The 26,354-nt window shown below is 57.8% G+C and carries 15 protein-coding genes; 3 read left to right on the top strand and 12 right to left on the bottom strand.

The genetic code is table 11. The annotated features are described in order from the left end of the window. Window positions 1–478 precede the first annotated feature (478 nt). The 9 genes from CFT68_RS17955 to CFT68_RS17915 all read right to left on the bottom strand — a co-directional run bounded on the left by CFT68_RS17955 (window position 479) and on the right by CFT68_RS17915 (window position 15,794). Complete coding sequence (locus CFT68_RS17955) at window positions 479–2,104, bottom strand: Ig-like domain-containing domain (protein ID WP_088844948.1); 1,626 nt, start codon at window positions 2,102–2,104, stop codon at window positions 479–481. Between the two features lie 290 nt (window positions 2,105–2,394). Next, on the bottom strand, window positions 2,395–3,288 hold the full coding sequence (locus CFT68_RS17950) for a class I SAM-dependent methyltransferase (protein WP_088844946.1): 894 nt from the start codon (window positions 3,286–3,288) through the stop codon (window positions 2,395–2,397). Window positions 3,289–3,568: 280 nt separating this feature from the next. Next, window positions 3,569–5,437, bottom strand: a complete 1,869-nt coding sequence (gene mnmG, locus CFT68_RS17945; RefSeq protein WP_088844944.1) for a tRNA uridine-5-carboxymethylaminomethyl(34) synthesis enzyme MnmG — start codon at window positions 5,435–5,437, stop codon at window positions 3,569–3,571. 307 nt (window positions 5,438–5,744) lie between these two features. After that, window positions 5,745–6,473, bottom strand: a complete 729-nt coding sequence (locus CFT68_RS17940) for a GNAT family N-acetyltransferase (RefSeq protein WP_245815435.1) — start codon at window positions 6,471–6,473, stop codon at window positions 5,745–5,747. A 130-nt stretch (window positions 6,474–6,603) separates the two neighbouring features. Continuing rightward, the gene (gene ybeY, locus CFT68_RS17935; protein ID WP_088844942.1) at window positions 6,604–7,089 is read right to left on the bottom strand and encodes an rRNA maturation RNase YbeY; all 486 of its coding nucleotides are present in this window, start codon (window positions 7,087–7,089) and stop codon (window positions 6,604–6,606) included. A 7-nt stretch (window positions 7,090–7,096) separates the two neighbouring features. Beyond that, window positions 7,097–7,552, bottom strand: a complete 456-nt coding sequence (locus CFT68_RS17930; RefSeq protein ID WP_088844940.1) for an ATP-binding protein — start codon at window positions 7,550–7,552, stop codon at window positions 7,097–7,099. Between the two features lie 51 nt (window positions 7,553–7,603). Further along, window positions 7,604–11,023 carry a DUF4175 family protein gene (locus CFT68_RS17925; protein ID WP_088844938.1) on the bottom strand — a complete coding sequence of 1,140 codons (3,420 nt, stop codon included), beginning with the start codon at window positions 11,021–11,023 and terminating at the stop codon, window positions 7,604–7,606. A gap of 208 nt (window positions 11,024–11,231) precedes the next feature. Beyond that, window positions 11,232–12,353 (bottom strand): MBL fold metallo-hydrolase, encoded by a 1,122-nt coding sequence (locus tag CFT68_RS17920; protein WP_088844936.1) that lies wholly within the window; start codon window positions 12,351–12,353, stop codon window positions 11,232–11,234. A gap of 381 nt (window positions 12,354–12,734) precedes the next feature. Beyond that, complete coding sequence (locus CFT68_RS17915; protein ID WP_088844934.1) at window positions 12,735–15,794, bottom strand: M16 family metallopeptidase; 3,060 nt, start codon at window positions 15,792–15,794, stop codon at window positions 12,735–12,737. A 487-nt stretch (window positions 15,795–16,281) separates the two neighbouring features. On the opposite strand from CFT68_RS17915, the gene CFT68_RS17910 reads away from it, so the two are divergent. The 3 genes from CFT68_RS17910 to katG all read left to right on the top strand — a co-directional run bounded on the left by CFT68_RS17910 (window position 16,282) and on the right by katG (window position 21,229). Continuing rightward, window positions 16,282–18,003, top strand: a complete 1,722-nt coding sequence (locus CFT68_RS17910; protein ID WP_088844932.1) for a M28 family metallopeptidase — start codon at window positions 16,282–16,284, stop codon at window positions 18,001–18,003. A 153-nt stretch (window positions 18,004–18,156) separates the two neighbouring features. After that, window positions 18,157–18,564, top strand: coding sequence for an STAS/SEC14 domain-containing protein (locus tag CFT68_RS17905; RefSeq protein ID WP_088844931.1), 408 nt, complete (start codon window positions 18,157–18,159; stop codon window positions 18,562–18,564). 418 nt (window positions 18,565–18,982) lie between these two features. Beyond that, window positions 18,983–21,229, top strand: a complete 2,247-nt coding sequence (katG, locus tag CFT68_RS17900; protein WP_088844929.1) for a catalase/peroxidase HPI — start codon at window positions 18,983–18,985, stop codon at window positions 21,227–21,229. A 154-nt stretch (window positions 21,230–21,383) separates the two neighbouring features. On the opposite strand, the gene CFT68_RS17895 is transcribed toward katG, so the two are convergent. From CFT68_RS17895 to CFT68_RS17885, 3 genes are all read right to left on the bottom strand, one after another. Further along, window positions 21,384–22,481 (bottom strand): glycosyltransferase, encoded by a 1,098-nt coding sequence (locus CFT68_RS17895; protein ID WP_088844928.1) that lies wholly within the window; start codon window positions 22,479–22,481, stop codon window positions 21,384–21,386. 222 nt (window positions 22,482–22,703) lie between these two features. Then, window positions 22,704–24,329: an MFS transporter gene (locus CFT68_RS17890; protein WP_212590432.1), complete on the bottom strand. Its 1,626-nt coding sequence runs from the start codon at window positions 24,327–24,329 to the stop codon at window positions 22,704–22,706. A 130-nt stretch (window positions 24,330–24,459) separates the two neighbouring features. Then, complete coding sequence (locus CFT68_RS17885; RefSeq protein WP_088844926.1) at window positions 24,460–26,298, bottom strand: alpha-amylase family glycosyl hydrolase; 1,839 nt, start codon at window positions 26,296–26,298, stop codon at window positions 24,460–24,462. Window positions 26,299–26,354: the final 56 nt, after the last annotated feature.

Raw genomic sequence — 26,354 nt, 5'->3', positions numbered from 1 at the left:
CCCAGGTTTCCCCACCATTATCCACAGATTATGCCCTGCCGATAAACAAGAGTGGAAAACTATGTGGATAGCGTGCACACAGATCACCTAAAAGTAGCCTAGCAAGCTGGAAACCCCGATCTGGAATGTGGATAGCTTTATAGGGCCATGGATATATAGCGCGTAATAGCACTTTCCCGCGCTGGTAAGCCGCATCTAGCAAATGGAGCAAGCACAGTGCCCAACCAAGCCTCGGCAGGATCCACTACTAAGCCACGCAGTCTAGAATTGAAAGCCAGACAATGCCAAAATGCTCGCGGAAGCAGTCGTCCGTGAAACAGGGTATTGAATCAGTAAGCACCTTATGCTTAGGCAAGCGGATGACAGAGGAAGCTGTGACGACCTTTTTATAACAACTGGCATAGCCCACCCGAAGAGGGCAAAAAAAGCCCGGCCCCTGTATAGGAACCGGGCAGTAGTGGCCTAGGAGTAAACCAGTTTAGAAGCTCAGGGATTCTATGATGTCGAAGTTGGCGCGCACCTGAATGGTTTTTGGGAAGAAATAGATGGGCTCAGGTGGCACGCGGAGCTGTGGGTCGCCGCCCTGCCAGCGCCCGTCTTTGTTGGTGTCAATAAGCACCCGCATTTTGTATGTCGCCGGGGCCAGATAATCGAAACGATAAGTGCCTTTGGGGCTTTTCAGAGTAGCTATAACCTGGTTATTGGCATCGAGCAGCTGAAGCTGGAAGCTGGTGTATTTGGTGCTGATAGATCCGCTTAGCGTACCCGTGGTAGATTGGTCGGTTAGGCGGAGGCGCAGCGGCTTCAGGCCCGTAGGTTGGTCAGTTACGCTTTGCACCATGGTACTATCAAGAATAATAGTGACGGTTTTGCGGGCCTGTGTACTAAGATTAATGCTCAGCACCGTGCGTTCCGGGCTAAGAGAACCATCCTGGGGGAGCCGAAGAGGCCGTCGTTTCAGGGAGTCTTCTATAAGTGTTCCGATGGGCTTGCCCGCTACCAGGCGAATGGGCTCATTAAACACAAACTTCACCTGCCCCTGGCGGTACACATCGCGCGGGTTGCCTTCTACGCCATAGCCTGGGCCGCGCCGCGCCGGCGCCGTACCCTGGAAGCGCACATTCACGGTATCGCGGCCTACGTTGCCGGAGCTGTCGGTGGAGGCTAGCAGGAACCGGCCTTCCGTAAGTCCCGGAATGCGGTGCAGCACTACGGTGCGGCCTTTTTCGGTGAGTTGCACCGCTTCCTGAAGCGCGGGCGTAGGAGCCGCCGCACCCAGCGGAGCAACTGTCACGCTTTGCAATCCTTCGTTGTAGGCCACCCGGAACTGAGTCGGCTCGGGCTTTTGGGTAGTAACCAGGGGCCGGCGGCTATCGGGCTTGGTGAGGGCCAGGCGCAACGAATCGGAGCCTGTTCCGCCCACCGTGAACAGGTCGGGCAGGTACGCAATTCGCTCTCCTTCCTCGTAGCGGTTGCTCTGGTTTTTATCAGCCAACGCATAAAGCTGGTAGCGGCCGGCCTTCAGATACCGCAACGAGAAAGCTCCTTGCTTGTTGGTGCGGGCCAAGTAGTAGGGCCGGCCGCGCCGGATGTTAGCCGTATCGGCTTCGGGGTACAGCACCACCGAGGCCTCCGCAGCCGGAAGGCCCGTCAGCAACTCCGTGACGGTACCACGCACCGAACCGGAATCTAGTTGAGCGCCGGTGCTGAAGCTCACTTGGGCCTCGGGCGCCGGGTTGCTCTCCGTAATGTCAGAAATAGAGTTGCCGAAATTGAACGAGTAGGTCGTATTCGGCTCAAAGGGCTTATCGAAGAGCAGCGTCACGGCGTTGCGTTCCTCGCGCACTTTATACTTGTTGTCGTCGCCGATGAAGGGGGCAATAATGAGGTTCTTCTGCAGATCCTTCACCTGTACCTGCTCTGAAAACACCAGCCGCACCGACTGTCCCTGCACGTTGCGGGCTTCATTGGCCGGCTCACTGCTCACGAGTTTGGGCGGGATGGTATCCCGCTCACCACCCTGCGGAGAGCTGATAGCCGCGCAGCCGCTCAGGCCCGCGGCGGCGGCCGAAATCAGAAGAAAAGAACTAGCGCGAACAGACATGCAGAAGGGTACGGAGGTCAGAGGAAGCAGTGCTGCGGGCAAGTAGGTACACCCGGCCAGACTACTGCTGGCCTACCAACGCCCAACTACAGGCGTTGCGTGTGCACCCCATTGCCCGCGATACGCGGCACGGCGAAGGTACAACGGTCGTCGCGGATGCTGTTTATCCTAACGCGCTAGGGCCCGCAAGCCTGCTGCAAAGAGAGAAGAGGCTAGTAGGCCACTGATACAGCGCTTACTAGCCTCTCCCCTACCCTGCCGTAGGCCAGGGTAAACTATATGCCGAGCTATCAGCGCCTGGCCACTACGTAAATCAGGCTGGAATACTGGCCATCATGCTGGGCCGCGTATTGGTTTGATTTGTAGCCCGCCTTCAGGACGGTGAGCAGCCCGCCGCCCCGCTCGGCGCGGTGCTTTTCGCTGAGCATGCTCACGTAGTAGGCATCCAGCACCATAGGCAGCACTTCCCTGACCGTCATTTTGTGCTTTTTGAGCAGCTGGGTCATGGTTTTAGGACTGAAATGATAGAGGTGGCGCGGCACGTCATACGCGGCCCAATCCTGGCGGTAATGCTGAGCATCGAGGCTGTCCACGTTGGGCACCGCAATGATAAGCGTACCGTCGGGCTTCAACAACCGGATGAGCTGCTGCAGGGTATCATTCAAGGTGTGAACGTGTTCCAGTACGTGCCAGAGCGTAATGGCATCAAACGTGCCGGGCTCCAGTGCTTCCAGGTTCTCACTGCCAATCGGCTGGCCTACGCGCAGGCTGGCTTCTTCGCGGGCTCGCGGGTTGGGCTCTAGGCCACTCACCTGCCATCCGCTCGATTTGGCGGCGGCCAGAAAGTGCCCCGTGCCGCAGCCATAATCCAGCAGGTGGCCTTTGCGCGGTGCCTGCTTATTCAGCAAAGCCACCTTGCGGCGCATAGTAAAGAAGCGCGCCACCTTGTAGGCCTGGTTGATAACGCCCCCTGCCCCACTGTTGTGCGAAACGTACTCCTCCGACTCGTAGTACCGCCCAATATGCGCTTCATCGGGACGCGGATTGGTGAATTGGAACGAGCAAGCGGCGCATTGCTGAATAGCAAAGCTTTCCTTGCTGACCGATTTATCCTCTACCACGAGCTTGTTGCGAAGCTCCGTCTTGCCACACACCGGGCACTTTTCCAGACGTTCGTAAACCACTGAGTTGTGCTAATAAGATTGATTCGCGAAGCAGCCAACAACAACTAAGCCGGTCTGCCTCCGGATGCGAAGGTACAAAACGAAGCTGCCACAAATCCGAGAAGAATCTGTGGCAGCGGCAAGCTGAACCATGAGATGAAGAACGTCATTCTGAGCGCAGCCGAAGGATCTCTACCTCTAACTAACCTAATGTTAGTACAACGAAGCGGGAGAGATGCTTCGGCAAGCGGACGCCAGATCAAGCATGACGTTCTCTTTTGTTGGACCACGTTCCTATTTCCTATCGACCCAAATACACCATCAGCACCGATACATCGGCCGGTGATACGCCGCTGATGCGGCTGGCTTGGCCTAGGGTTTCGGGCTGAATCTTGAGCAGCTTTTCGCGGGCTTCGTGCGAGAGTGCGGGCATGGCTTTGTAATCAAGACGACCTTTAATAGTGAAGTTCTCCAGCTCCTGCACGCGGGCGGCTTGCTGATGTTCCTTCTCCAGATAGGCCTCGTACTTCACCAGAATCACGGCCTGCTCCAGGGCATCGGGGCGGTACTGGCCTAGGGCCAGCGTGAGACCGGGCAGCACCAGCGCTAAGTCTGGCAGCTCCACGTTGGGGCGGCGCAGCAGGTTGACGGCGCGGGTTCTTTCGTGGATAGTAGCCGAGCCCATTTCTTCCAGCCAACCATTGATTTCGGCGGGCTCAATGGCAAAGTTTTTCAGCAGTTTCACTACTTCGGCCGTTTGCTTTTCCTTCTCGCGCACGCGCTCCATACGCTCATCTGAGGCCAGGCCCAGGGAGTGGCCTAGCGGCGTAAGGCGCAGATCAGCGTTGTCCTGGCGAAGCAGGATGCGGTGCTCGGCGCGGCTCGTGAACATGCGGTAGGGCTCGTCGGTGCCTTTGTTTACGAGGTCATCGATGAGCACACCGATGTAGGCCTCGCTCCGCTTCAGGATGAAGGGCTCTTTGCCGTGGACCTTGTTGTGAGCATTGATACCCGCCATCAAACCCTGACACGCGGCCTCCTCGTAGCCCGTGGTGCCGTTGATCTGGCCCGCGAAGTACAGGTTTTGGATGCGCTTGGTTTCCAGCGTGAGGTGCAGCTGGGTCGGCGGGAAGAAGTCGTACTCAATGGCGTAGCCGGGGCGGAACATCTTGGCATTCTCGAAGCCGGCAATTTTGCGCAGGGCGCGGTACTGTACGTCCTCGGGCAGGCTGCTGCTGAAGCCGTTCACATACACCTCCACGGTGCTCCAGCCTTCGGGCTCCACAAAAATCTGGTGGCGGTCCTTATCAGCAAAGCGGTTGATTTTATCCTCCACCGAAGGGCAATAGCGCGGCCCCAGGCCCTTGATGCGGCCCTGGAACATCGGCGACTTCTCGAAACCCTCCTTCAGGATTTCGTGCACCTCGGGGTTGGTGTAGGTGATGTAGCACGGGCGCTGCTTGGTGAGCGTGGGCGTATCGAGGTAAGAGAATTTGCTCGGCTCGGCGTCGCCCGACTGCTCTTCCATTTTGGAGTAGTCGAGAGAGCGGCCGTCCACACGGGGCGGAGTACCGGTTTTCATGCGGCCGGCCTCAAAGCCCAACTCCTTCAGCTGCTCCGTGATGCCGGTGCTGCGGCTCTCGGCGGCGCGGCCCCCGCCAAACTGCTTCTCCCCGATGTGAATAAGGCCGTTCAGGAAGGTGCCGTTGGTCAGGACCACCGACTTGCCCCGGAACTCGATGCCGAGCTGGGTTTTCACTCCTACCACGGTGTCGTTTTCTACCACGATGCCCGTCACGGCCTCTTGCCAGAAGTCCACGTTCAAGGTTTGCTCCAGGGTCATGCGCCACTCCTCGGCAAAGCGCATCCGGTCACTCTGCGCGCGCGGGCTCCACATGGCGGGGCCTTTGGAGCGGTTCAGCATCCGGAACTGAATCATGGTTTTGTCGGTGATGATGCCCGACTGTCCGCCCAGCGCATCCACCTCGCGCACAATCTGCCCTTTGGCCACCCCGCCCATGGCCGGGTTGCACGACATCTGCGCGATAGTGTTCATGTTCATCGTCACGAGCAGGACCTTCGAGCCCATGTTGGCAGCCGCGGCGGCCGCCTCACATCCGGCGTGGCCGGCTCCTACTACAATAACGTCGTACTCTTCTTGCTGAAACATGGATCACGGATTTAAACGGATTTGACGGATTGCGCGGATTTCAGGGGAGAGCCTGGCGGGTTTTCGGCCGCGCCTCGTGGACCGTTGGGAGCAAACAGGAACTATGAACCGGAAGTTCGCGCCGCCTGCCAAACGGGAAACGCCCGCGTTTGGGCAGGCGCTTCTTCCGGAAATCAAGCTCAATAAGCCGCGCAACACGCTCAAAACGTGCGCAAAGATACGCACTCGTCTACTTTTTTGCGCACACCGGGCTGGTAGCTAGTGGCCTAGGCCACTCACGGGCACGCCGGCCAGCCGTTAGGCCACTTCAAATCAGCTCATCAAAGTCAAAGTCCTGCTCCGATAAATCGGCCATCAATTCCGCCGATTGGCTCGCTACCACCTCCCGTGAGTACGGCAGCCATAGGCCACTCACACAGTCGAATACCTCCGTAGCACGCGGGCAGGGAAACAGTTTGTAGTCGAACTTAGGGTAATTGTGCACGACGTAGCCGGGGTAGTAATGTGCCTTCTGGTGGCCTAGCGCATGGTTGATTTTCAGCAGCATCAGGTACTTGCCCAGGCTGCGCTTGCGGTACTCCGGGTGGTAGAAGTTCATGATGCCCGCCAGGCTCTGTAGGCCACTATCGAAGATACCAGCGGCAATTAGTAGGCCTCCATCTCGCACTTCTATCACCTCGCTGTTAAACACGTTGTGCTTTGCCCCAGCCAGCATAAAGGCCTCCACGGTTTCGGGCGCATCAAAGGTGATGGAGCTGCGGTACTGGGCATAGAGCTCTTCCAGCTCACTGGTGATTTTAAACGGACGAATGAACGTGGAAAACCGCTCATTGAGGCGCAGCAGCCGACGTTGCTCAGGGCCATACTGCATGTCGGCTAACACGAAACGCAGCCAATGCACCGTGTAGAATCCACCGTCAATGGGCAGAAACCGGCAGGTGAACAGATCCTGCTGCATCCGGTAATAGCCTTGGCTTAGGTAATAATCCAGCATGTCGCCCCTGATAATGGGCATATAGGAAGGAGTAGCGGACATGCGGCAATGAGTCAGATAGAAATATACAGTGGCCTAGCAAGCAGCGCGGCGTGCTCGGCTAGGCCACTCCAAAATAGAAAACGCCCGCATTAGGCGGGCGTTTTTCTGAACTTAACTCGGAACAACTGGCCTAGAAGGTGCGCAAGGACAGGCAGTAGTCCTCTTTCTTGCGCATGGCTGTCTGGCTAAGTAAATCCTTATCGGCGTAGCCCAGCAGGTGCAATACCCCATGGATCATCACGCGGTGCAGCTCGTCGCGGAAGGGCACGCCCAGCTTTTCGGCATTTTCCCGCACGCGCTCCACCGAGATGAAGATGTCGCCTTCGATGATATCCGAGGTATCGGCGTTGTCGAAGGTGATGACGTCGGTGTAGGTATCGTGGTCTAGGTACTCTACGTTTACCTTATGTAGGTACTCGTCGGAGCAGAAAATATAGGTCAGCTGCACGATTTCGTACTCGTGCACCTTAGCTACTTGCTCGACCCAGGATACCAACTCCTCCGCGTCGCCTAGCTCAAACTCAACGTCTTCGACCAGAAACTCTATACCGTGCACTTCGTGCTCGTGGGTGGTATCGTCCTCAAACTCGTCGTGATCCTGGGGCAAGTCGCTCATACCTTACTTAGTTGCTGGTAGCAGCAGCATTGGTGGCACCGTTCAGAGCAGTTTCCTGGGTAGCAGGCAGCAGAAAGGTGAGCTGCACATTGCGGCCGTCCTTCTGAAAGTCTACCTCATCGGCCAAGTGGCGAATCAGGAAAATACCGCGTCCGCCAGGATTCTCGATGTTTTCGGGAGCCGTCGGATCAAGCAGATTGGTATAGTCGAAGCCTTCTCCTTCGTCCTCTACCTCAAACTTCACCCGGTCCTTCTCCACCTCCAAGGACAGGAATACATTCTTGTCTTTGTCGAACTTATTGCCGTGACGGATAGCGTTGTTAACCGCCTCAGTTACAGCTACCATGATGTTGCCGTAGATGTCGTCTTCGATGTGAAATGTATCCTTCGAATTGTCGATGAAACTTTCCACTACACGGATATTTTCGACCAGCGAAGGAATCTGAATTTTAACCTGCTTCATAAAAAAAGAAAAGAGGGAAAGCGGCGAAGGGGCGGTAAAAGTAACTTAACGCTACTTCATTTTCTGAAAATATTCACTCACCTCGCGCTGATAGTAAGGCGTGAGGGCGGGCGGAACGGTTCGGAGCAGTTCCGTCTGCCGGTTTTGCTGGCGTTTGTACTTGTCAAATGCCGGCGGAAAAACAGGCGGGCGGTTCTGGGCTGTCTGTGCTTCGCGCTTATCATCCTGGTCTCGTTCCCGGGCCGATTTCTCGGCTTCCAGCAAGCGAGTCAAGATTTGGCGCTGACGCATAACAGTTTGCTCCGTCAGCCGCTTGTTTACGAGGTCGGTTTCGGTTTGTTCCATCATTTTTTTCACGTCGCCGAGCCCCCCGGCGCCGTCTTGGCCTTTACCGTCTTTGTTGGAACCGGGCTTGCCACCTGTTTTCTGCTGCATGCGCTCCAGCTCCTGCATGGCCTGCCGTAGCATTTGCTGCTGCCCGGCCAGTTTGGCTAGCTCCTCGCTGAGGGCGCGGCCCTGCTTCCCGCTTTGCTGCAGCTGCTGAATCTGCTGGTTTAGCTGCTGCTGCATTCGCCCGAGCTGGCCTTCGCCGGCTGAGCTGCCTTTTTTCTTTTTGCGGCCCGGCTTGCCCCCACCCTGCTGTTGTTGGCTCTGGCTTTGGCGCTGCTGCTCCTGCATTTGCTGCAGGGCATCGTTCAGCATCAGGGCTAGGTTGTTCATGCTGGTCATGGCCAGCTGCTGCGAGCTGGTGGCCCGGCCCACGTTTCGCTGCCGAATCTGGTCGAGGCTTTCGTCCATGCGGCCGTTCATTTCGCCCACCTCGCGGGTCACGAAGCTTTGAATCTGGAAGACTTTTTTGGCCAGCGCATATAAGGAATCCTGCACCACGCGGGCATCGTCCTTGAGCTTGCGCTGGGTCTGGCCGAGCTGCACAAAGCGCGGGTCCGACTGGTCAACAGTGCGGAACTGCTTCATCAGGCTTTCCTCATCGAAGCTCAGCTTGAGCAGGTTTTCCAAGATGTCGCGTAGGTCGTCGATGTTCTGTTGCTGCTGGTCCGACTCCTCCTCTTCCTGCTGCTCTTGCATCTTCTGGGCCATCTGCTTCATCTTGTCAGCGGCTTGCTTCTGACTCTGGCTGGCCTTCTGGTTCTGGTTTTTCGAGAGCTGCTCCTGGCTTTCCTGCTGCTGCTGGTCCACGTCCTGCTGCTCCTGCTTCATCTCGTCGGCCCCGTTCTGGTCGTCGAGCTGCTTGTCCAGCTCCTTCATATCCTTGAGGTCCTGCTTCAGCTCCTCAAACTGCTGCTTCTGCTCGGCCTGCTTTTGCTGCAGCTCCTGTTGTTTCTGCTGTTGCTGGGCTTTATCCTTGGGAGCGTCGGAGCCGTTTTTGTCGTTCTTCTGGGTTTCGTCGGCTAACTTTTCCTGGTCCTTGGCCAGCTGCTCCAGCTTTTCGAGGGCCTGGTCCTGCTTCTGCTCAAACTGTAGCTGCTTAAACATCTCGAGGGCACGCTCCAGCTCTTTCTGCAAGGTGTTTTCTTTGTTTTCAAGCTGTTGCAGGAGCTTCTGCATTTCGGGCTGGTTCTGGTCCTTTTGCTGATCCAGAAGCTTCTGTAGCTCTTCGTAGAGCTTCTTGGTTTCGGGGTCCAGGAGGGTTTCCATCAGCTTCTGCAGCTCCTTGGCTTTTTCGGCCAGCTCATCATTTTTCTCAGGGTTGAGCTCATTTTGCTGCTCCTGAAGCTGCTCAAACTGCTTTTTGAGGTCATCGAGGGCCTGGTCCATCTGCTGTTTCTGGTCGAGCATATCTTTAAGCTGCTTGCGGTCCTGAAAGTTTAAGTCGCGCTTCACCTTCAGCTTGTCCTCGGCCTTAGCCAGCTCCCGCTCCATTTTCTTGCTCTCTTCCTTCGACTGGCTTAATTGGCTCTGCACCGCTTGGCTTTGGGAGGCCATCTGCTGGCGCATTTCGGTGCGCGAGGGCAGCCGGAATTCCGCCGCGCGGCTCCTGGCCGACTTCGGCCCGTGCACCCCGTCGTTGTCCCATACCTGCACGAAATACTCCAGCCGGTCGCCGGACTTGAGGCCTAGCGGCCGGATATCCCACTGGTGAGCGTAGCTCTGGTTGGGGCCACTGCTCAGGGGCAGAGCGCGGGTCTGGTAGGCCGCGTTAGGGCGGCCCTTGCTGAGCACGCGGTAGTGCAGCTGCAACCGTGAGAGGCCGTAATCGTCGCGCACGTTGCCGGCCAAGGCCAGAAAACGGAGCGAGGTAGTGTCCTGGAAGCTTTCCAGCGTTATTTCCGGCGCCTGGTCCGGAATTACGGTGAGCTGGTACTGAATTGGGTCGCGGTTGGGGCTGAAGCTGTTCTGGAGCTTTACCGTGTAATCCTGGCTGCGCAGAACCTTGCGCGTCACCCGGAACAGCTCGTCGTTGGCCTCGGCCGTCACGGTTTCGTCGGGGTTGCGGAACTGCAGCTGCAGCTTTTCGGTAGCGGCCGTATTGAACTCCCACTGCACGGTGCTGCCTTCCGGTACCGTGAGGTTGCCGGAGTTGCGGATGGTTTCGGTGGGTTTGCCGATGTAGGATGGGTAGGCCACCCGAATGACGAAGTCGCGCAGGTTGGGCCGCTCCCGCACCTTCAGGTCGTACTCCGTAGAGGTGACATTAGCGGCCGAAAGCTGGAAATTTACATCCTGCTGTAACTGTCGGAACTGGTACTGGAATCGGTTGCCCTGGCTGCGCGAAAGGCGGCGTGTGCGTCCACCGTACTCAATGATGATTTCGTTGGGCAGGGCCTCCCCTTCCACCGCTACATCCAAGGTAAAATCTTCTCCCTTGAACGCCTTAAGGTCTTTGTTCGCCACCACAAACCGGAACGGCGCGGGCGGGCTGTACTTGTTGTTGTAGTGCAGTATGCGCTCGGTACCCTGTACGAAAAGCGCCGGGTAAATCAATAATACCAGCATGACCACGGCGGCGGGCACAGCTATGTACTTCCAGAGTGGCCTAGTCTGACTCTTGATGTTGATGCCCTGGCTGAACTCTACACCGCGCAGCTGGGCCGCGCGCTGGTCGAGGCTGGCGGCCAGCAGGGCGTTGGTCTGGGCTTGGCCCCGCAGCTGCAGGGCGTTGAGCAGGCGGTCCTGCACATTGGGGAACAGCTCACCCACGCGTCGGGCAGCCTGCTCATCCGTCAGCATGCGGCGCAGATTGGTAAGCGCGGCCAGCGGCTGCCAAATCCAGTGCACAAACGCATATACTGACAGGCCTACGAACCCAAACAGCAGTCCGGCCCGCACCCAGGTGGGCAGGTACAGGAAGTATTCGAGCAGGTTGAACACCAGAAACAAGGTGAGCAGCAGCCCGCCGGCCACCAGCGCACCTCGCACCAACAGACTCAGATAAAATTTACGCTTAAAGGCATCGAGCCGGGCCAGCACATCGTCCAGCGCCCGAGTTGTTGCAGGGTCTTGCTCCACCATAGGTCTTCAGCCAGTTTCAGGCTTGGGAAAGATACGGATTTAGGGGCGGAGGCTGCATCAGCCCATGCCGTTCTCAGAACGACGTACGGGGAGGGGTAAATTGTTCCGTAGGTCAGTCTTGTCATTCCGAACGGAGTGAGGAATCTGGGACCTTACTTGGAGGTTAACCCAGATTCCTCGCTGCACTCGGAATGACAACCGGAGTGGCCTACCGCCACCACGCCAGCTGCGGCAAGGGCTGGCCTAGCGTGATGGGTTGGCCTAGTTCGGGCGTGGTCATGGGCAGGTTGCGGCGGGCTGCTTCTGCGGAAGCTCTTTGCACGGGCTCATTCCAGGCATGATGGGCTTCCGTGAAGGCGCCCCAGTGAACGGGCAGCAACAGCTTGGCCTGCACATCCAGCGCGGCCTGCACGGTTTGCTCGGGCATCATATGAATATTGGCCCACTGCGCATCGTACTGGCCGCACTCCATTAGGGCCAGATCAAAGGGGCCGTGCTGGCGGCCGATGGTTTGGAAGTGAGGGCCGTAGCCTCCGTCGCCGCTGTAAAACACGCTCTTCGTGGCCGATTTCATCACCCAGGAGCTCCAGGAGGTGGAGTTGCGGTTGGTGAGGCCGCGGCCGGAGAAGTGACGAGCCGGCGTGCTGATGATGGTCAGGCCGGGCAGCTTCACGGAGTCGCCCCAGTCCAGCTCGTGCACTTTGGCGGGTGCTACGCCCCAGGCCAGCAGGTGGGCGCCTACTCCCAGCGGCACGTAGAAGTTGCTGGTCTTATCCTTGAGGCGCAGAATGGACTGATAATCCAGGTGGTCGTAGTGGTCGTGGGAAATCAGGACGGCGTCGATGGGCGGTAATTCTTCGGCGGTAATGGCTAGCTGCGGATTGTAGCGCTTAGGCGTCAGGAAAGGCAGCGGGCCCATCTTCACGCTCAGCATGGGGTCGAGCAGGATGTTCTTGCCCGCTATTTCCACTAAGCTGGCCGAGTGCCCAAACCACGTTACGCGCACGATTTCCGGCGTTTTCTGCTCGATGCTGGCGGCCGTGAGTGGCTGGGTAGGGAGTGGCCTAGCGGGGTTGGCGTTGGGCGTTTTTCCAAACACAAACTTCCACAGCGCCGAGAAGGTGCTGCCGCCCGTCATCATCTCAGTAGGCACCAGGTTCTTGAACTCGCCATCCTCATAATGCCCCGACTTTGCGTAGGCCACTCGCTGCTCCTTGGTGGGCTTGCTGCCTAGCTCCGGGCTCAGGTTGGCGAAGGCCACGCCTGCCACTAGCAGAACGACCACAAAACCGGCCAGTAGCCGTCCAATGAGTTTAAAGGTTTTGCGCATAGAAGAAGGAATCTGAAATGGGCTGTTTGCTTGTGTCACTGCAGCTAGTCAGTTGATAGACGGAGTTATACAACAAATACTTTACGCCTTAAGCTGAGCGAACGGTCAGGGCTCTGGCGGGGAATACGGCGAAGCATCTAGCGCGCTGACGTTATTATAAAAAGCACGTCATCCTGACAAAGGAAGGAACTTCTCATGTTGGTCTGGGTGGCCTAGTACCTCGTGCTGACGTGAGAAGATCCTTCCTTCGTCAGGATGACGTGCTAGTGGAAGTGCGCTAGGCCACTACTTCCTCAACCGAAAACAAAACCGCCCTGCCCGACTAAACGGACAGGGCGGTTTTTACGGCTTGATACGCTTTACGAAAGCGCGTAGGCCAGTCTACTTGGCGTCGGCGGTTTTAGCGTCGGCTTTTTCGTCTTTGTCTTTCTTCGACTTGCGCTTTTCCTTCTTGCCGTTGGCATCCTTGGTCTTGAGCTTCATCTTCTCATTTTCCAGGGGTGGGGTCAGGCCGGTGGGGGCAGGTACTGTTGCTGGTGCGGAGGCCGTCAGGCGGTTGCCGTCGGCGTCCATTTCTACCACTTCGTAGCCCAGGTTAGCCAAGTCGGGGAAGGCTTTGGCCCGGTCGCCAACTACCACAATGTACATGTTGTCGGCGGGCAGGTACTTCTGCGCGCTGGCCTGCACATCTTCCTTCTTCAGGTTTTTCAGGATGTCGCTCTGCTGCTTCACATAGTCCTGGGGCAGGTCGTACTCAATCAGGCGGGTAAGGAAGGCGGCTTTCTGCTGACCGGTTTCGTAGCGCAGGGCATCGCTCTGGCCTACCGACGACTGCAGGAACTGCAGCTCCTCATCCGAAATACCGTTGCGGTAGTTCTGGATTTCCTTCATGAATTCCTTCACTGAAGCGGCCGTAGCATCGGCACGCACACCAGCCGAAGCCGTGTAGGGACCTACGTAGCGGGTGCTCTGGAAGCCCGAGCGGGCGCCGTAGGTGTAGCCTTTGTCTTCGCGCAGGTTCAGGTTGATGCGTGAGTTGAAGGCGCCGCCTAGCAGGTAGTTCGAGAGGAACGCCTTGTAGTAGTCACCCGTAGCATCGTAGGTGAAGGGCGTGAGGTAACCAATCCGGATTTCCGACTGCGCCGCACCTTCCTTGTTCACAAAATAAATGCGGGTCTTATCGGGATTCGCAGCGTTATCACCGGCGGGCAGCGACACGTTTTTCTTCTCCCAGCCTTTCAGGAAGGCCAGCTGCGGCGTCAGAGCCTTCTGGTCTACGTCGCCCACGGCTACCAGGTAGCTCACGTTGGGCGCGTAGTACTGCTGGTAGAACTGCTTCACGTCGTCCAGCGTCAGGGCCGAAACCGTGGCAGCCGAGCCGCTCAGAGGCGTATTCAGGACGTTGGTAGGGCCGTAGAGCAAGCGGGCATACGCCTTGTCGGCCATCACCACCGGCTGCGTGTTCTGGTTGGCAATGCCTTCCAACGTCTGCTTCTTGATGCGGTCGAAGTCGGCCTGGTCGAAGCGTGGGTGCAAGAGGCGCTCTTCCAGCAGCTTCATGGTCGCCGGAATGTTCTTGGTCAGGCTCTGCACATATACCGTCGTGTTGTCGTCGCCGGCCGATACGCGGATGGAGCTACCGAGCTTATCCAGCTCTGAGCTGAACTGCTCTCCGGTGTACTTCTGGCTGCCTTCATTCAGCATAGCAGCCGTGAGCGAAGCAATACCGGCTTTATTGGGCATAGTCTGCTCCAGGCGGTGGCCACCCCGAATGGTCATGAGCATGGTCACCGTCGGGATTTCCTGGTTACGGGTTCCCATGATGCGCAGGCCATTGTCCATCGAGGACTGCCAGATAGCGGGTACCTGCACCACTGGGTTGGTGCCCGCAGCAGGCTGCTTGGCGCGGTCGAAGGTATCCGTAGCCTTTACGTATTTTAGGCCAGCGTACTCGTCTTTGGGAGCTACATAGCCAGCCTTCGATACAGTATAATTATCGGCCTTGGCCGGCTGAACGCCGCCTGTTTTCGGCACTACGCTCAGGATTACCGCCGATTTGCCCTTCAGGTACTGGTTGTACACGCGCTGCACATCGGCCTTGGTAACGGAACGAATGTTCTTCAGGTCCAGAGGCAGACGGTTAGGGTTGCCGAAGTAGGTCTGGTTGGCGGCCAGCTGGTTTACCTTGCCGTTTACGCTGCTCAGACCATTAATCAGGTCGGCCTCTTCCGATGCCTTGAAGCGCTGAATGTCTTCGTCGGTTACGCCACGGGTTTCAAACTCCTTGATGGTTTTGCGCACCGTCAGCTCCAGGGAGTCGAGGGTTTTGCCGGGGAAGGGCAGCGCGATGACGGCAAACTCACCGGCCAGCTCGTTGGTGCTGCTGTAGGCCGAAGCCTGTACCGCTTTCTGCGTCTTCGTCAGGTTTTTGTACATCAGGGAGTTCTTGCCCTGACCAATAATCTGGGCCAACACGGCCAGTGGAACGTCGTCGGGGTGGCCGTTGGGCACCGTCGGGAACACCATGCGCAGCATCGGGAAGCGCACGTTGTCCTGGTAGCTTACGTAGCGGTCCTGGGTCAGCTTCACGGGAGCCAGCTTCTGGCTAGCCACGGCCGGGCCGCGGTTGATGGGGCCGAAGTACTTCTCCACCATCTTCACTACCTCAGCCGTCTTCACATCGCCACCCACGGTAAGGGTCGCGTTGTTCGGGCCGTACCAGCGCAGGAAGAAGTTTTTCAGGTCGTCAACGTTCGAGCGGTCCAGGTCTTCGAGGTAGCCAATCGTTGACCATGAGTACGGGTGGCCGTAAGGGTACAGTGTCCGGATGATATATTCATTGGCCTGGCCGTAAGGGGCATTATCCACGCGCTGGCCACGCTCGTTCTTTACCGTAGAGCGCTGAATCTCAAACTTTTTCTGCGACACGGCATCCAGCAGGAAGCCCATGCGGTCGGCTTCCAGCCACAGGCCGGTTTCCAGCTGGTTGCTGGGCAGCGTCTCGTAGTAGTTGGTGCGGTCGAGGTTGGTAGAGCCGTTCAGGGTGCCACCGGCCGAGGTTACGAGCTTGAAGTGCTGCTGGTCGCCTACATGGTCGGAGCCTTGGAACATCATGTGCTCAAAGAAGTGGGCAAAGCCCGACTTGCCAATCTGCTCCCGGGCCGAGCCCACGTGGTAGGTCACGTCTACGTGCACCAACGGGTCAGAGTGGTCTTCGGTCACGATGAGCGTGAGGCCGTTAGGCAGCACGTACTTCTCGTACGGAATCACCAGCTCACTGCCCTTGCGGGTTACTTTTTCTACCAGCTTAGCGCCGCCGGCAGTAGCCACGGCCGGTTTGGTTACCGTCTGGGTTTTGGGCGTTGCCTTTTGTTGGGCCATTGCCGGATTTAGCGTCAGGGAAGCGCCAAGGCCTAGCAGTAGCAGGTGATTACGGGTCATAAAGGGAAAATAGAGAATGAGGAAAGATCGTGGTGCGGAAGTTACGCCGCGAAAGACACACTAAAAAACCGGAAGATGCAGGCAGTGGCCTAGGCCTGTTTCGGGGGCTGAGAGCTGGGTGAAATGTGTTTGTATGAACGTCATGTCGAGCTTGCCGAGACATCTCGCATGCTGATGTTGCCACACTATGCTGTCATGCTGAGCTTGCCGAAGCATCTCTACCGCTTCGTTGTTGCAATATGCCTAGGCCAGTGATTAACCAGCGGTAGAGATGCTTCGACAAGCTCAGCATGACGTTCTTTTTTCAACAACGTCAGCACGCGAGATGTCTCGACAAGCTCGACATTACAATACCTTTCCAACATGTATCCATCCAACGCACTATATAAATTCAGCGGATTTTCAGCACCTTGAGGCAGAGTGGCCTAGTAGCCGAAAAGGTATGCTAGGTCACTTCTGTTCTTCCACACTTCTCCCCTACTCCTGTATGCGTTTTCTTTCCTCCGCCGCCTTGGCGGGCCCGGTGCTGCTAGGCCTGTTGGCCGGCTGCCAAAGCAACTCTACCACTACCGAAACCACCACGGCCACCACGGAAACGGCCGCCGCTACCGACACCGCTTTTGTCTCGCCGCCCGATGGCATCAAGGCCGCTGATATCGGCGCCCACATCAAAGTGCTGGCGTCTGATGAGTTCCAGGGCCGCAAGCCGTTCACAGTAGGCGAGGAAAAAGCTACTGCATACTTGGCCGATGAATTCAAGAAGCTCGGTCTGAAGCCGGGGCCTAGTGGCTCTTATTTTCAGGATGTGCCGCTGGTCGAAATTACGGGCACGCCGTCCAACACCATGCAGGTAACCGGCAAGGCCCAGAACCTGACCTTCAATTACAAAACCGATTTCATGGCTTTCACGGAGCGCGAAGTGCCTTCTGTGGCCCTGAAAAACTCGGAGCTAGTGTTTGCGGGCTACGGGGTGGTAGCGCCTGAATATGGCTGGAACGACTATGCCGGCCTCGATGTGAAGGGCAAAACAGTGGTGGTGTTGGTGAATGACCCCGGCAACGCGGGCAACGACACCACCATGTTCCAGGGCAAGGCCATGACCTACTATGGCCGCTGGATGTACAAGTATGAGGAAGCAGCCCGCCAAGGTGCCGCCGGCCTGCTGATTGTACACGATACCAAGCCCGCCGCCTATCCGTGGTCGGTGGTGCAGAGCAGCTACTCCGGTGCCAAGCTGCGCCCCCAAACCACCGATAAAGGCGCCAGCAAGTGCGCTATTGAAGGCTGGATAACGCTGGACGCCACCAAAAAGCTGTTCCAAGCCGCCGGCCTCAACTACGACCAGCTGTATGCGGCCGCCAACAAAAAAGGCTTCAAGGCACAGCCGATGGGTCTGAACCTAAGCGTGAGTGTGCAGAACAAGCTGAGCCGCCGCAACTCCAAAAACGTGGTGGCGGTGCTGCCCGGTGCTTCCCGCCCCAATGAATATATCCTGTACTCGGCGCACTGGGACCACCTGGGCATCGGCCCCGCCATCAACGGCGACTCCATCTATAACGGAGCCGTAGACAACGCCAGCGGCTGCGCGGCGTTGCTCAGCATTGCCAAAGCCTTCAAGCAGCTGCCCCAGCCTCCCGCCCGCAGCATTGTGTTTCTGGCCGTGACCGGCGAAGAGCAGGGCCTGCTGGGCTCCGGCTACTACGCCGCTCACCCGCTGTTTCCACTCAACAAAACGGTGGCGGATATCAACATGGATGCCCTCTCCTCCTTCGGGCCTATGCGCGACCTGACGGTAGTAGGCCTAGGCCAGTCGGACCTCGACGACTATGCCCGGGAGGCCGCCAAGGAGCAGGACCGCTACATCCAGCCCGATCCGCAGTCGGAGAAGGGCTACTACTACCGCTCCGACCACTTCAACTTTGCCAAGGTGGGCGTGCCCTCGCTCTACGCCAGCGGCTCCGCCGATAGCCGGGCCAAGGGCAAGGACTATATCACGCAGCAGCACAAGGAGTTCGAGGAGAAGCAATACCACCAGCCTTCCGACGAGTACCACGCCGACTGGGATTTGCGCGGCATGGAGCAGGATGCCCGTCTGCTGTTCCGCGTAGGCCAGCGCCTCAGCAATGAAACCACGTTCCCCGGCTGGAAATCCAGCTCCGAGTTCCGGGCCATTCGGGAGAAAAGCCTGGGGCAGAAACCACAGGCCTAGGCCAGTAAGCCGTACCACAAAAAAGAGCCGCTGAACTACAGCGGCTCTTTTTTTTGAAATAGCTGAGTTCATGCAAACATCATGGTAGGCTAGTTGCTTTACTCATGCTGCTAGGCCAGGAAGGGATGCCTTACCTTACGTGCGGCTTCTCTGATGCAACTCCTCGACACCGATTACCTGCGCCTCTCCTACCGCCCCGATTTGCGGCTGCTATTTATGCGCTGGACCCGGCCCGCCTCGCCGGCCGAGCACCGCGCCGGCTACCACGCGGCCCTCACGCTGGCCCGGCAGGAGCAGGCTGGCCGCTGGCTGGTAGACCTGCGCAGCCGCGGCCTCGCCGACCCCAGTGATTTGCATTGGGTGCTGCAGGAGTTTCGCCACGATTTTCAGGCGGCCCTGCCCGGCGCTATCCGCCGACTGGCCTACCTGACCACGCCCTACCACGCCGATGTGCTGCGGCCCCGCCTCACGGAGTTCAGTATGATGCCCGATGCCGGGGCCGAAATACGCGTATTTACGGAAGAAACGCCTGCCCAACAGTGGCTGCAGGAGCAGGCGTAAGTGGCCTAGGCCTCTGCCCAACGGTGGGTTTTCTATGGCAGTGCAAGTGGTAGCAGCTAAGACTACTGCTGCGCGTTGGCGGCGGACGAATAATGGGTTATAAATCAGGTAGACAGTGTATTAGCAAGTGCGGATTCACTGGCCGGACCTGCACTTTCTGATAACCTGCCGGCACCTGCCACCATCCAATACAAGAGGGCCTTCCTGAGTTACCATATGCAGGCTTCTGCTAAGGCCACTTAGACAGGAATGGCCTTGTACGCTTTTGTGCCTGACATCATTGGCGTATTTGCCCCAACCAGGCCATTGGGTGGCCTTTATTGCTCCGCCGAGCCTTATTTTTATTTGCCTATATAGCTATGCCTAAACCTTTTGCGGCGGCATGAATTGTAAGAGCAGATTAAACCCACGTTTCAAGATGCACGAAGCCCAAAGTACCCCAGAAGATTCCATCCTCTATGACCTCAATGAGCCAGCAGCGCAATGCCCGTTTAGCAGCGGGGCACTGAAGCAAAGCGCGGGCGGCGGGCGCCAGAACCGCGACTGGTGGCCCAATCAGCTCAAATTGAACATCCTGCGTCAGCATGCTGCTTTCTCTAACCCCATGGGAAAGGATTTCAACTACGCCGAGGAATTCAAGAAGCTGGATCTGGCCGCCGTTAAGCAGGATCTGTTTGCCTTAATGACAGACTCGCAAGACTGGTGGCCGGCCGACTATGGGCACTACGGTCCGCTCTTTATCCGGCTGGCCTGGCACAGCGCGGGCACGTACCGCATTGGCGACGGGCGCGGCGGCAGCGGCTCGGGCGCCCAGCGTTTTGCGCCCCTCAACAGCTGGCCCGATAATACTAATCTCGACAAGGCTCGCCTGTTGCTGTGGCCTATCAAGCAGAAGTACGGCCAGAAAATCTCCTGGGCCGACCTGATGGTGCTGGCGGGCAACTGCGCCCTGGAATCCATGAACTTCAAGACGTTTGGCTTTGCCGGCGGCCGCGAGGACGTATGGGAACCCGAGCAGGACATTTACTGGGGACCCGAAACCGAGTGGCTCGGCGACAAGCGCTACACCGACGACCGCAAGCTGGATAACCCGCTGGCCGCCGTGCAGATGGGCCTCATCTACGTGAACCCCGAAGGGCCGAACAGCAAGCCCGATCCGGCGGCATCGGCCCACGACATCCGCGAGACCTTTGGCCGCATGGCCATGAACGACGAAGAAACCGTGGCCCTTATTGCCGGCGGCCACACCTTTGGCAAAACCCACGGCGCCGCCGACCCCAGCAAATACGTGGGCTCAGAGCCCGCTGGGGCTACCCTGGAAGAAATGGGCCTGGGCTGGCGCAATAGCTATGGCCAAGGCCACGGCGGCGACACCATTACCAGTGGCCTGGAAGGCGCCTGGACCAGCACGCCTGCCCAGTGGAGCAACGACTACTTTGATAACCTGTTCGGCTACGAGTGGGAGCTGACGAAGAGCCCGGCTGGAGCATACCAATGGCGGCCCGCGAACGGCGGCGGGGCCGGCACCATTCCTGATGCCCACGACCCGGCCAAGAAGCATGCGCCCTTCATGCTCACCACCGACCTGGCCTTGCGCGTAGACCCCACGTACGAGGTTATTTCGCGCCGCTTTCACGAAAACCCAGATGAGTTTGCCGATGCCTTCGCCCGGGCCTGGTTTAAGCTGACCCACCGCGACATGGGCCCCAAAGAGCGCTACTTGGGCCCCGAAGTGCCCACCGAAGAGCTGCTCTGGCAAGACCCGATTCCGGCCGTTACCCACCCGCTGATAGACGACCAGGATGTGGCGGCGCTGAAAGAAAAGATTCAGGCTTCTGGGCTGTCGGCGGGGCAGCTGGTTTCCACTGCCTGGGCCTCTGCCTCTACGTACCGCGATTCCGATAAGCGCGGGGGCACCAACGGGGGGCGCCTGCGCCTGGCCCCGCAGAAGCATTGGCAAGTAAACAACTCAGCTGAGCTATCAACCGTGCTGCATACACTGGGCGGCATTCAGCAGGAGTTTAACCAGGCTCAGGAGGGCGGCAAGCAGGTGTCGATGGCCGACCTGATCGTGCTGGCGGGCTGCGTGGGCGTGGAGCAAGCGTCCCAGAAGGCTGGCCACCAGGTAACGGTTCCGTTCACGGCCGGCCGCACCGACGCTTCGCAGGCACAAACTGATATGATGTCGTTTGCGGCCCTGGAGCCGGCCGCCGATGGTTTCCGCAACTACCTGAAGCCGCATCATCGGGCAGCGGCTGAGGAGCTGCTGATTGACAAGGCCCAACTTCTGACGCTGACCGCGCCCGAGCTGACGGTTCTGTTTGGTGGCCTACGGACCATCAACATCAACTTCGATCATTCGGCGCACGGCGTGTTTACCATCCGGCCGGGTGCTCTGACTAACGACTTCTTTGTGAACCTGCTCGACATGGGCACCACCTGGAAAGCCACCTCCGATGCGCAAACTACCTTCCAGGGCCTCGACCGCAAAACCGGCGCCGTGAAGTGGACTGGTACGCGTGTAGACCTGATTTTTGGCTCAAACTCCGAGCTGCGGGCCTTGGCTGAAGTATATGGCTGTACCGATGCGCAGGAGAAGTTCATCACGGACTTCGTGGCCGTATGGGCTAAGGTGATGAACCTGGGTCGTTTCGACTTGGCATAAATCACCTAACCAAGTAGGCTGCCGGAAATAAAAACTGAGTTAACAGCCGCACACAGAAAAGGCCGCCTCTGAGCAGAGGCGGCCTTTTCTGTGTGCGGTTGGTACCAGCAACTCACAGTGGCGGGTTCCTTACAGGTTATGAAAGCGAAGTGGCCTAGACTTCCGCCCAACGGTAGCGGCGCTCTTTCCAGTGGATGAAGGAGGGCCAAGCTGTGTAGGCCAGGGCCGCTACCGACATCAGCAGCAGATACACGTCGTAGAGCAGCAACACCCCCAGATTTTCCCGCCAGCCGGCCTGGCGCAGGGTAATCAGCAGGAACAGCGTCTGGCATAGCACCTTGCCGGTGTATAGGGCCGCTATTGCTGGCAGCGGCAGTAAGCTAGGCCAGCCCAGCACTGTGTAAAAGAATCCATAGGAGCTGAACAGCAGGCCTAGCTGCCACGGCAGCCGCCCGGCGCCTTTCATCCAGCGCTTGCGCTGCCGCAGTAGGTGCTGCACCGTGGGTTGCGGCACCGATACGCCCAGGGCTTGGGGCGTGATGATGTTGCGGAAGCCCCACCCCTGGCCTACTACCTGCTCAAACAGCTGCAGATCTTCCGTAATGCTGAACGCCAGCGCCTCGTAGCCCCCAATCGACTCGTAGGCCGCGCGCGTCACAAGCATGTTGTTGCCGACGGCCGTGATGGGCAGGCCCAGGTCCGTGAGCACCCGAATCAGGCTCAGGCCAAACAGCCAATCAAGCCCCTGCAAGCGGCCAAATAGATTGCCTTCGGCAGTTGTGATGCCCGTGACGATACCCACGCCCTCAGGCGCCGCGCCCAGCATAGTTTGCACCCAATCGGGAGCCAGGGCCATATCGGCATCCGTGAACAGGAAATAGTCGGAGGTGGCGGCGCGGCACAGATGCGCCAGCACGTTGCTTTTGCCCTTGGATGTGCCCAGGCGGTGCCGGATAGGCAGCAACCGAAACTGAGGCTTGTCCTGGATAAATGCCTGCACCACAGCCAGGGTGTTATCGGTGGAGGCATCATCACCGATGAGAATTTCTAGCAATTCGGCCGGGTAGTTCAGTTGCTCCAGCGCCTGCAGGCAGCGTTCAATGGTGGCTTCTTCGTTGCGGGCGGCAATCAGGATGCTGACACGGGGCCGAGCGCCGGTGTCGCGGATGGCGGGGCGGGGCAGCACCAGCAACAACAGCACCAACAGAAATACCCCAAAGAATACCCCGAAGAAGAGAATCAGAAATACCATACACTATCGGCCGGAATAAGACGCAGCGCAGGAGGTGTAAAGATCGGATTTGCTGCTGGTTATATAAAAAGCATACGGCCAGAATAGTGGGGTTCGTTGCGGGGTAAATGCGGATTTTATACCCTGGTCCTTCGTATAAATACGGAGTGGCCTAGGGCAACAAAAAAGCCGCTTCCAGATAAGGAAGCGGCTTTTTTGTTGCCCTAGGCCACTCGTGAGAACTTACACGTTTGGTACAATAGCAGTTGGAGTATCGTACCCAGGTGAGTCTACTATTTCCGCTCCGGGTTTCACATCATCATTGTCTTTCACCCACAAGGTGAGCAGACCCGCCAAAATCATGGAGCCGCCACCCAGTGCAATGGTATTCAGGGTATTGCCCTGGAAAAGATGCATCGTGAAATAGCCCAGCAGCGTAGCCGCCACAATCTGCGGAATCACAATAAAGAAGTTGAACACCCCCATGTAATAGCCCATCCGGTTGGCCGGCAACGACCCCGCCAGGATGGCATAAGGCATCGACAGAATGCTGGCCCAGGCAATACCTACCATTGCCATCGAGACCATAATAAAGTCGGGGTTGCTGATAAGCTTCAATGACAATAGGCCTAGTCCACCAATCAGCAGGCAGATCATGTGCGTTTGGCGGCGGCTAGTGCGCGCCGCAATCAGCGGAATGATAAAGGCAAAGATGGCCGCCACCCCATTGCGGACGGAGGAAGCCAGGCTGAGCCAGTCGGCGCCATCGTTGTATTGCTGCTGCACGCGCTTCAGATCGGCTTGGTCTTGGCCCGTAGGCCGGGCGTGGGTGAGGTAGTAGCCCGTGAGGTTGGTCGTGAGAATCTTGGTGGGATTTTCAGCCTGAAACTGATTGATCTCCTTGATATCGTTCTGCAAGGAGGTCAGCTCTTTCTTGTCTTTATCGGTCTGAGCTTGCGTGGCAGCCTGGTTGATGAACGTCACCATCTTGGTGTACAAGCCCTGATCTACCTTCATGTTGTAGATATTGCTCGTGATGGCGTTAGTGGAGTAGATCCACATCGAGAACAGCGCAAACCAGGTAAAGAACTGCACCAGGGCCAGTTGGCGCATAGCCACCGGCATCTGGAAGATGCCCGCAAACGATTCCTTCAGGCCGTCCCAAATGCCCACCTGGGCGTTTTCCTTCCGGAACTCCTCCATGTTTTCGGGCGGAGTTTCAGTGGAGGTAAACACCGTGTACATCACGGCCAGAATGAAGGCCACGCCCCCGGCATAGAAAGCCCATTTCACGGAAGGCGGAATCTCGCCGGCGGGGGCCGTATTGCTGAGGTTGAACCAATTGGTAAACACCCACGGCAGCGCCGCCGCAATCACCGAGCCGACCCCGATAAAGAAGCTCTGCATGGCGAAGCCGCTAGTACGCTGCTCGCTGGGCAGCTTGTCGCCCACAAAGGCCCGGAAGGGCTCCATGCTCACGTTGATGCTGGCATCCAGAATCCAGAGCATGCCGCCCGCCATCCACAGCGCCGAGGAATTAGGCATAATGAACAGGGCCAGCGTAGCCAGGATAGCTCCAATGAAGAAGTAGGGCCGCCGCCGTCCCCAATAGGGGTGCCAGGTGCGGTCAGAGAAATACCCGATGATGGGTTGCACCAGTAGGCCAGTGAGCGGGGCAGCAATCCAGAGAATCGGAATATCGTCCTTGTTGGCGCCCAGCGTTTCGAAGATGCGGCTGACGTTGGAGTTCTGCAGCTCAAAACCGAACTGGATGCCCAAAAAGCCGAAGCTCATGTTCCAGATTTGCCAGAAGCTAAGGCGGGGTTTTTCGCGGGTGCTGGTGGAAGCCGCCGCTACACTGGTTGCCATGTGGTGGGAAGTGATGAAGTGATAAGAGAGGAAGGGATGAGGTGACGGGGTAATGAAGGGACGAGGTGATAAGGTAAAAGGTGAAAGCGTTTAACCATTTACCTCGTAACATCATCACCCCATCACTATCTTACTGCTTTGGCTTGATTTCGAAGATGTAGGCGCTTTGCGGGGCCAGCGTCACGTTCAGCGTCTGCACGGTGGGAGCCTGGTTGAGGATGTCCGTGAAGGTGTAGAACTGGTTGGGGTTAAGGCCCATTAGCTGTAGCACGTTTGGCGGAATGCGGAGCGTGGGCTTGTAAGTTTTGTCGGGGCTGAAGTTGGCCACGATGAGCAGCTGCTGCTTATCGGTGTAGCGCAGGTAAGAGTACACCTGGCGCTGGTTGTACTGCTGATCGAGGTTGTTGGCGTCCTGCATCTCGTAGAACTTGCCGCGCCGGATGGCGTCGCTCTGGCTCGTGAGCGTGAGCAGGCGCGTATAGAAGTCGTGGAGTTGTTTCTGCTCGGCACTGAGCTTGCCGCCATCAAACTTGCCGCCGTTCATCCACTTCTGGTGCTCGGGCACGCCCCAATAATCGAAGATGGTTGTGCGGCCGTCTTCGCTGGAGAAACCCTCCGAGCCATGCGCCGGCTCGCCCACGTGCTGCCCAAAGTAGAGCATCACCGGGCCGGTAGCCAAGGTGGCCGAAACCGTCATGGCCGGAATGGCGGCGCGGGGGTTGCCGGCAAAGTCTTTGGAAGCAATGCGCTGCTCATCATGGTTTTCCAGGAAGCGCAGCATGTGGCTCGAGAAGCCGCGGCTTTCCTCGCTCCACACCTTCGTAATGTCTTCGGTGCTGCCCTCATTGCGCATCAGGCGGCGTAGGCCATCATAGAGGCCAACCTTGTCGTAGAGGTAGTCGAAATGGCCCTTCTCGATGTACATTTTGTACGTCTTGGCGTCGTAGGCCTCTCCCAGGAAAATCAGGCTGGGCTTGATCTTCTTGAGCTCCGGAATCACCCAGGCCCAGAACTCCACGGGCACCATCTCGGCCATGTCGCAGCGGAAGCCATCCACGTCCTTCTTGGTCCAGAAGATGAGGATGTCGCGCATTTTCAGCCACGTATTGGGCACGGGCGTGAAGTGCTGGGCGCGGCCGTTCTGGTAATCGACGCCGTAGTTAAGCTTGATGGTCTCAAACCAGTCGTCCACCTTGGGGGCTTCCGAAAACACATCGTTGCCGGTGGCCTTGGCGGGCACCTCCTGAAACTTCTTGTCTTCTTTCGGCGCCGTGAGGGGGCCTAGCGGGTTGTAGCCCATAGGCACCACAAACGACTTGCCGGGCAGGTAATAGAAGTTGTTGTTGGGCGCGAAGGCCTTGGTTTTGTCGTCCTTCTGGCCTAGGTCTATCACGCCCGCCGGGTGCGCATCCGACTTGTAGGTGCGGGCTACGTGGTTGGGAATGAAGTCGATAAGCACCTTCATGCCGTTGTCATGGGTCCGCTTGACGAGAGCCTCAAACTCCTGCATGCGGTTCTTCACGTTCACGGCCAGGTCGGGGTCTACATCATAGTAGTCCTTCACGGCATAGGGCGAGCCGGCCCGGCCCTTCACCACGTCGGCATCATCGAGGGCAATGCCGCTCTTGGTGTAGTCCGTCATGGTGGCGTGCTCAATTACGCCGGTAAACCACACGTGGCTTACGCCCATCTTCTTGATGGCCTGCAGCGCGGTGGTATTGATGTCGTTGAACTTGCCGGACCCGTTTTCCTGGAGGGTGCCGTAGTGCTTGTTTGCGGCTGTTTTGTTGCCAAACAGGCGCGTCATCAACTGGTAAATCACCAGCTTATGATCCTGGGGTACTTCGTCGGTAGTGTTGGGGTCCGAGCTGGAAATGGTTTCTGCCACGGGAGCTGGGGGTTGCTGAAAGAAAGAGAAAGAAGCGAGTCCTAGAGAAAGGACGGCAACCGGCAGTACCAGGTTTTTCATAGAGGAGCAAGATAAGGATAGGGAAATAGTGAGATGGTGAAAGAGTGAGCGGGTGA

The sequence above is a fragment of the Hymenobacter gelipurpurascens genome, from assembly GCF_900187375.1.
Lineage (GTDB): Bacteria > Bacteroidota > Bacteroidia > Cytophagales > Hymenobacteraceae > Hymenobacter > Hymenobacter gelipurpurascens.
The sequence above is the reverse complement of the archived record's forward strand: the minus strand, read 5'-3'. Positions and strand labels throughout refer to the sequence as shown.

Excerpts from the sequence above, each read along its gene's own strand:
- CFT68_RS17920 (WP_088844936.1), bottom strand. The coding sequence starts at position 12,353 with ATGCGCAAAACCTTTAAACTCATTGGACGGCTACTGGCCGGTTTTGTG.
- CFT68_RS17930 (WP_088844940.1), bottom strand. The coding sequence starts at position 7,552 with ATGAAGCAGGTTAAAATTCAGATTCCTTCGCTGGTCGAAAATATCCGT.
- CFT68_RS17910 (WP_088844932.1), top strand. The coding sequence starts at position 16,282 with ATGCGTTTTCTTTCCTCCGCCGCCTTGGCGGGCCCGGTGCTGCTAGGC.
- CFT68_RS17890 (WP_212590432.1), bottom strand. The coding sequence starts at position 24,329 with ATGGCAACCAGTGTAGCGGCGGCTTCCACCAGCACCCGCGAAAAACCC.
- CFT68_RS17955 (WP_088844948.1), bottom strand. The coding sequence starts at position 2,104 with ATGTCTGTTCGCGCTAGTTCTTTTCTTCTGATTTCGGCCGCCGCCGCG.
- CFT68_RS17940 (WP_245815435.1), bottom strand. The coding sequence starts at position 6,473 with ATGTCCGCTACTCCTTCCTATATGCCCATTATCAGGGGCGACATGCTG.
- CFT68_RS17915 (WP_088844934.1), bottom strand. The coding sequence starts at position 15,794 with ATGACCCGTAATCACCTGCTACTGCTAGGCCTTGGCGCTTCCCTGACG.
- katG (WP_088844929.1), top strand. The coding sequence starts at position 18,983 with ATGCACGAAGCCCAAAGTACCCCAGAAGATTCCATCCTCTATGACCTC.
- CFT68_RS17895 (WP_088844928.1), bottom strand. The coding sequence starts at position 22,481 with ATGGTATTTCTGATTCTCTTCTTCGGGGTATTCTTTGGGGTATTTCTG.
- mnmG (WP_088844944.1), bottom strand. The coding sequence starts at position 5,437 with ATGTTTCAGCAAGAAGAGTACGACGTTATTGTAGTAGGAGCCGGCCAC.
- ybeY (WP_088844942.1), bottom strand. The coding sequence starts at position 7,089 with ATGAGCGACTTGCCCCAGGATCACGACGAGTTTGAGGACGATACCACC.
- CFT68_RS17905 (WP_088844931.1), top strand. The coding sequence starts at position 18,157 with ATGCAACTCCTCGACACCGATTACCTGCGCCTCTCCTACCGCCCCGAT.
- CFT68_RS17885 (WP_088844926.1), bottom strand. The coding sequence starts at position 26,298 with ATGAAAAACCTGGTACTGCCGGTTGCCGTCCTTTCTCTAGGACTCGCT.
- CFT68_RS17925 (WP_088844938.1), bottom strand. The coding sequence starts at position 11,023 with ATGGTGGAGCAAGACCCTGCAACAACTCGGGCGCTGGACGATGTGCTG.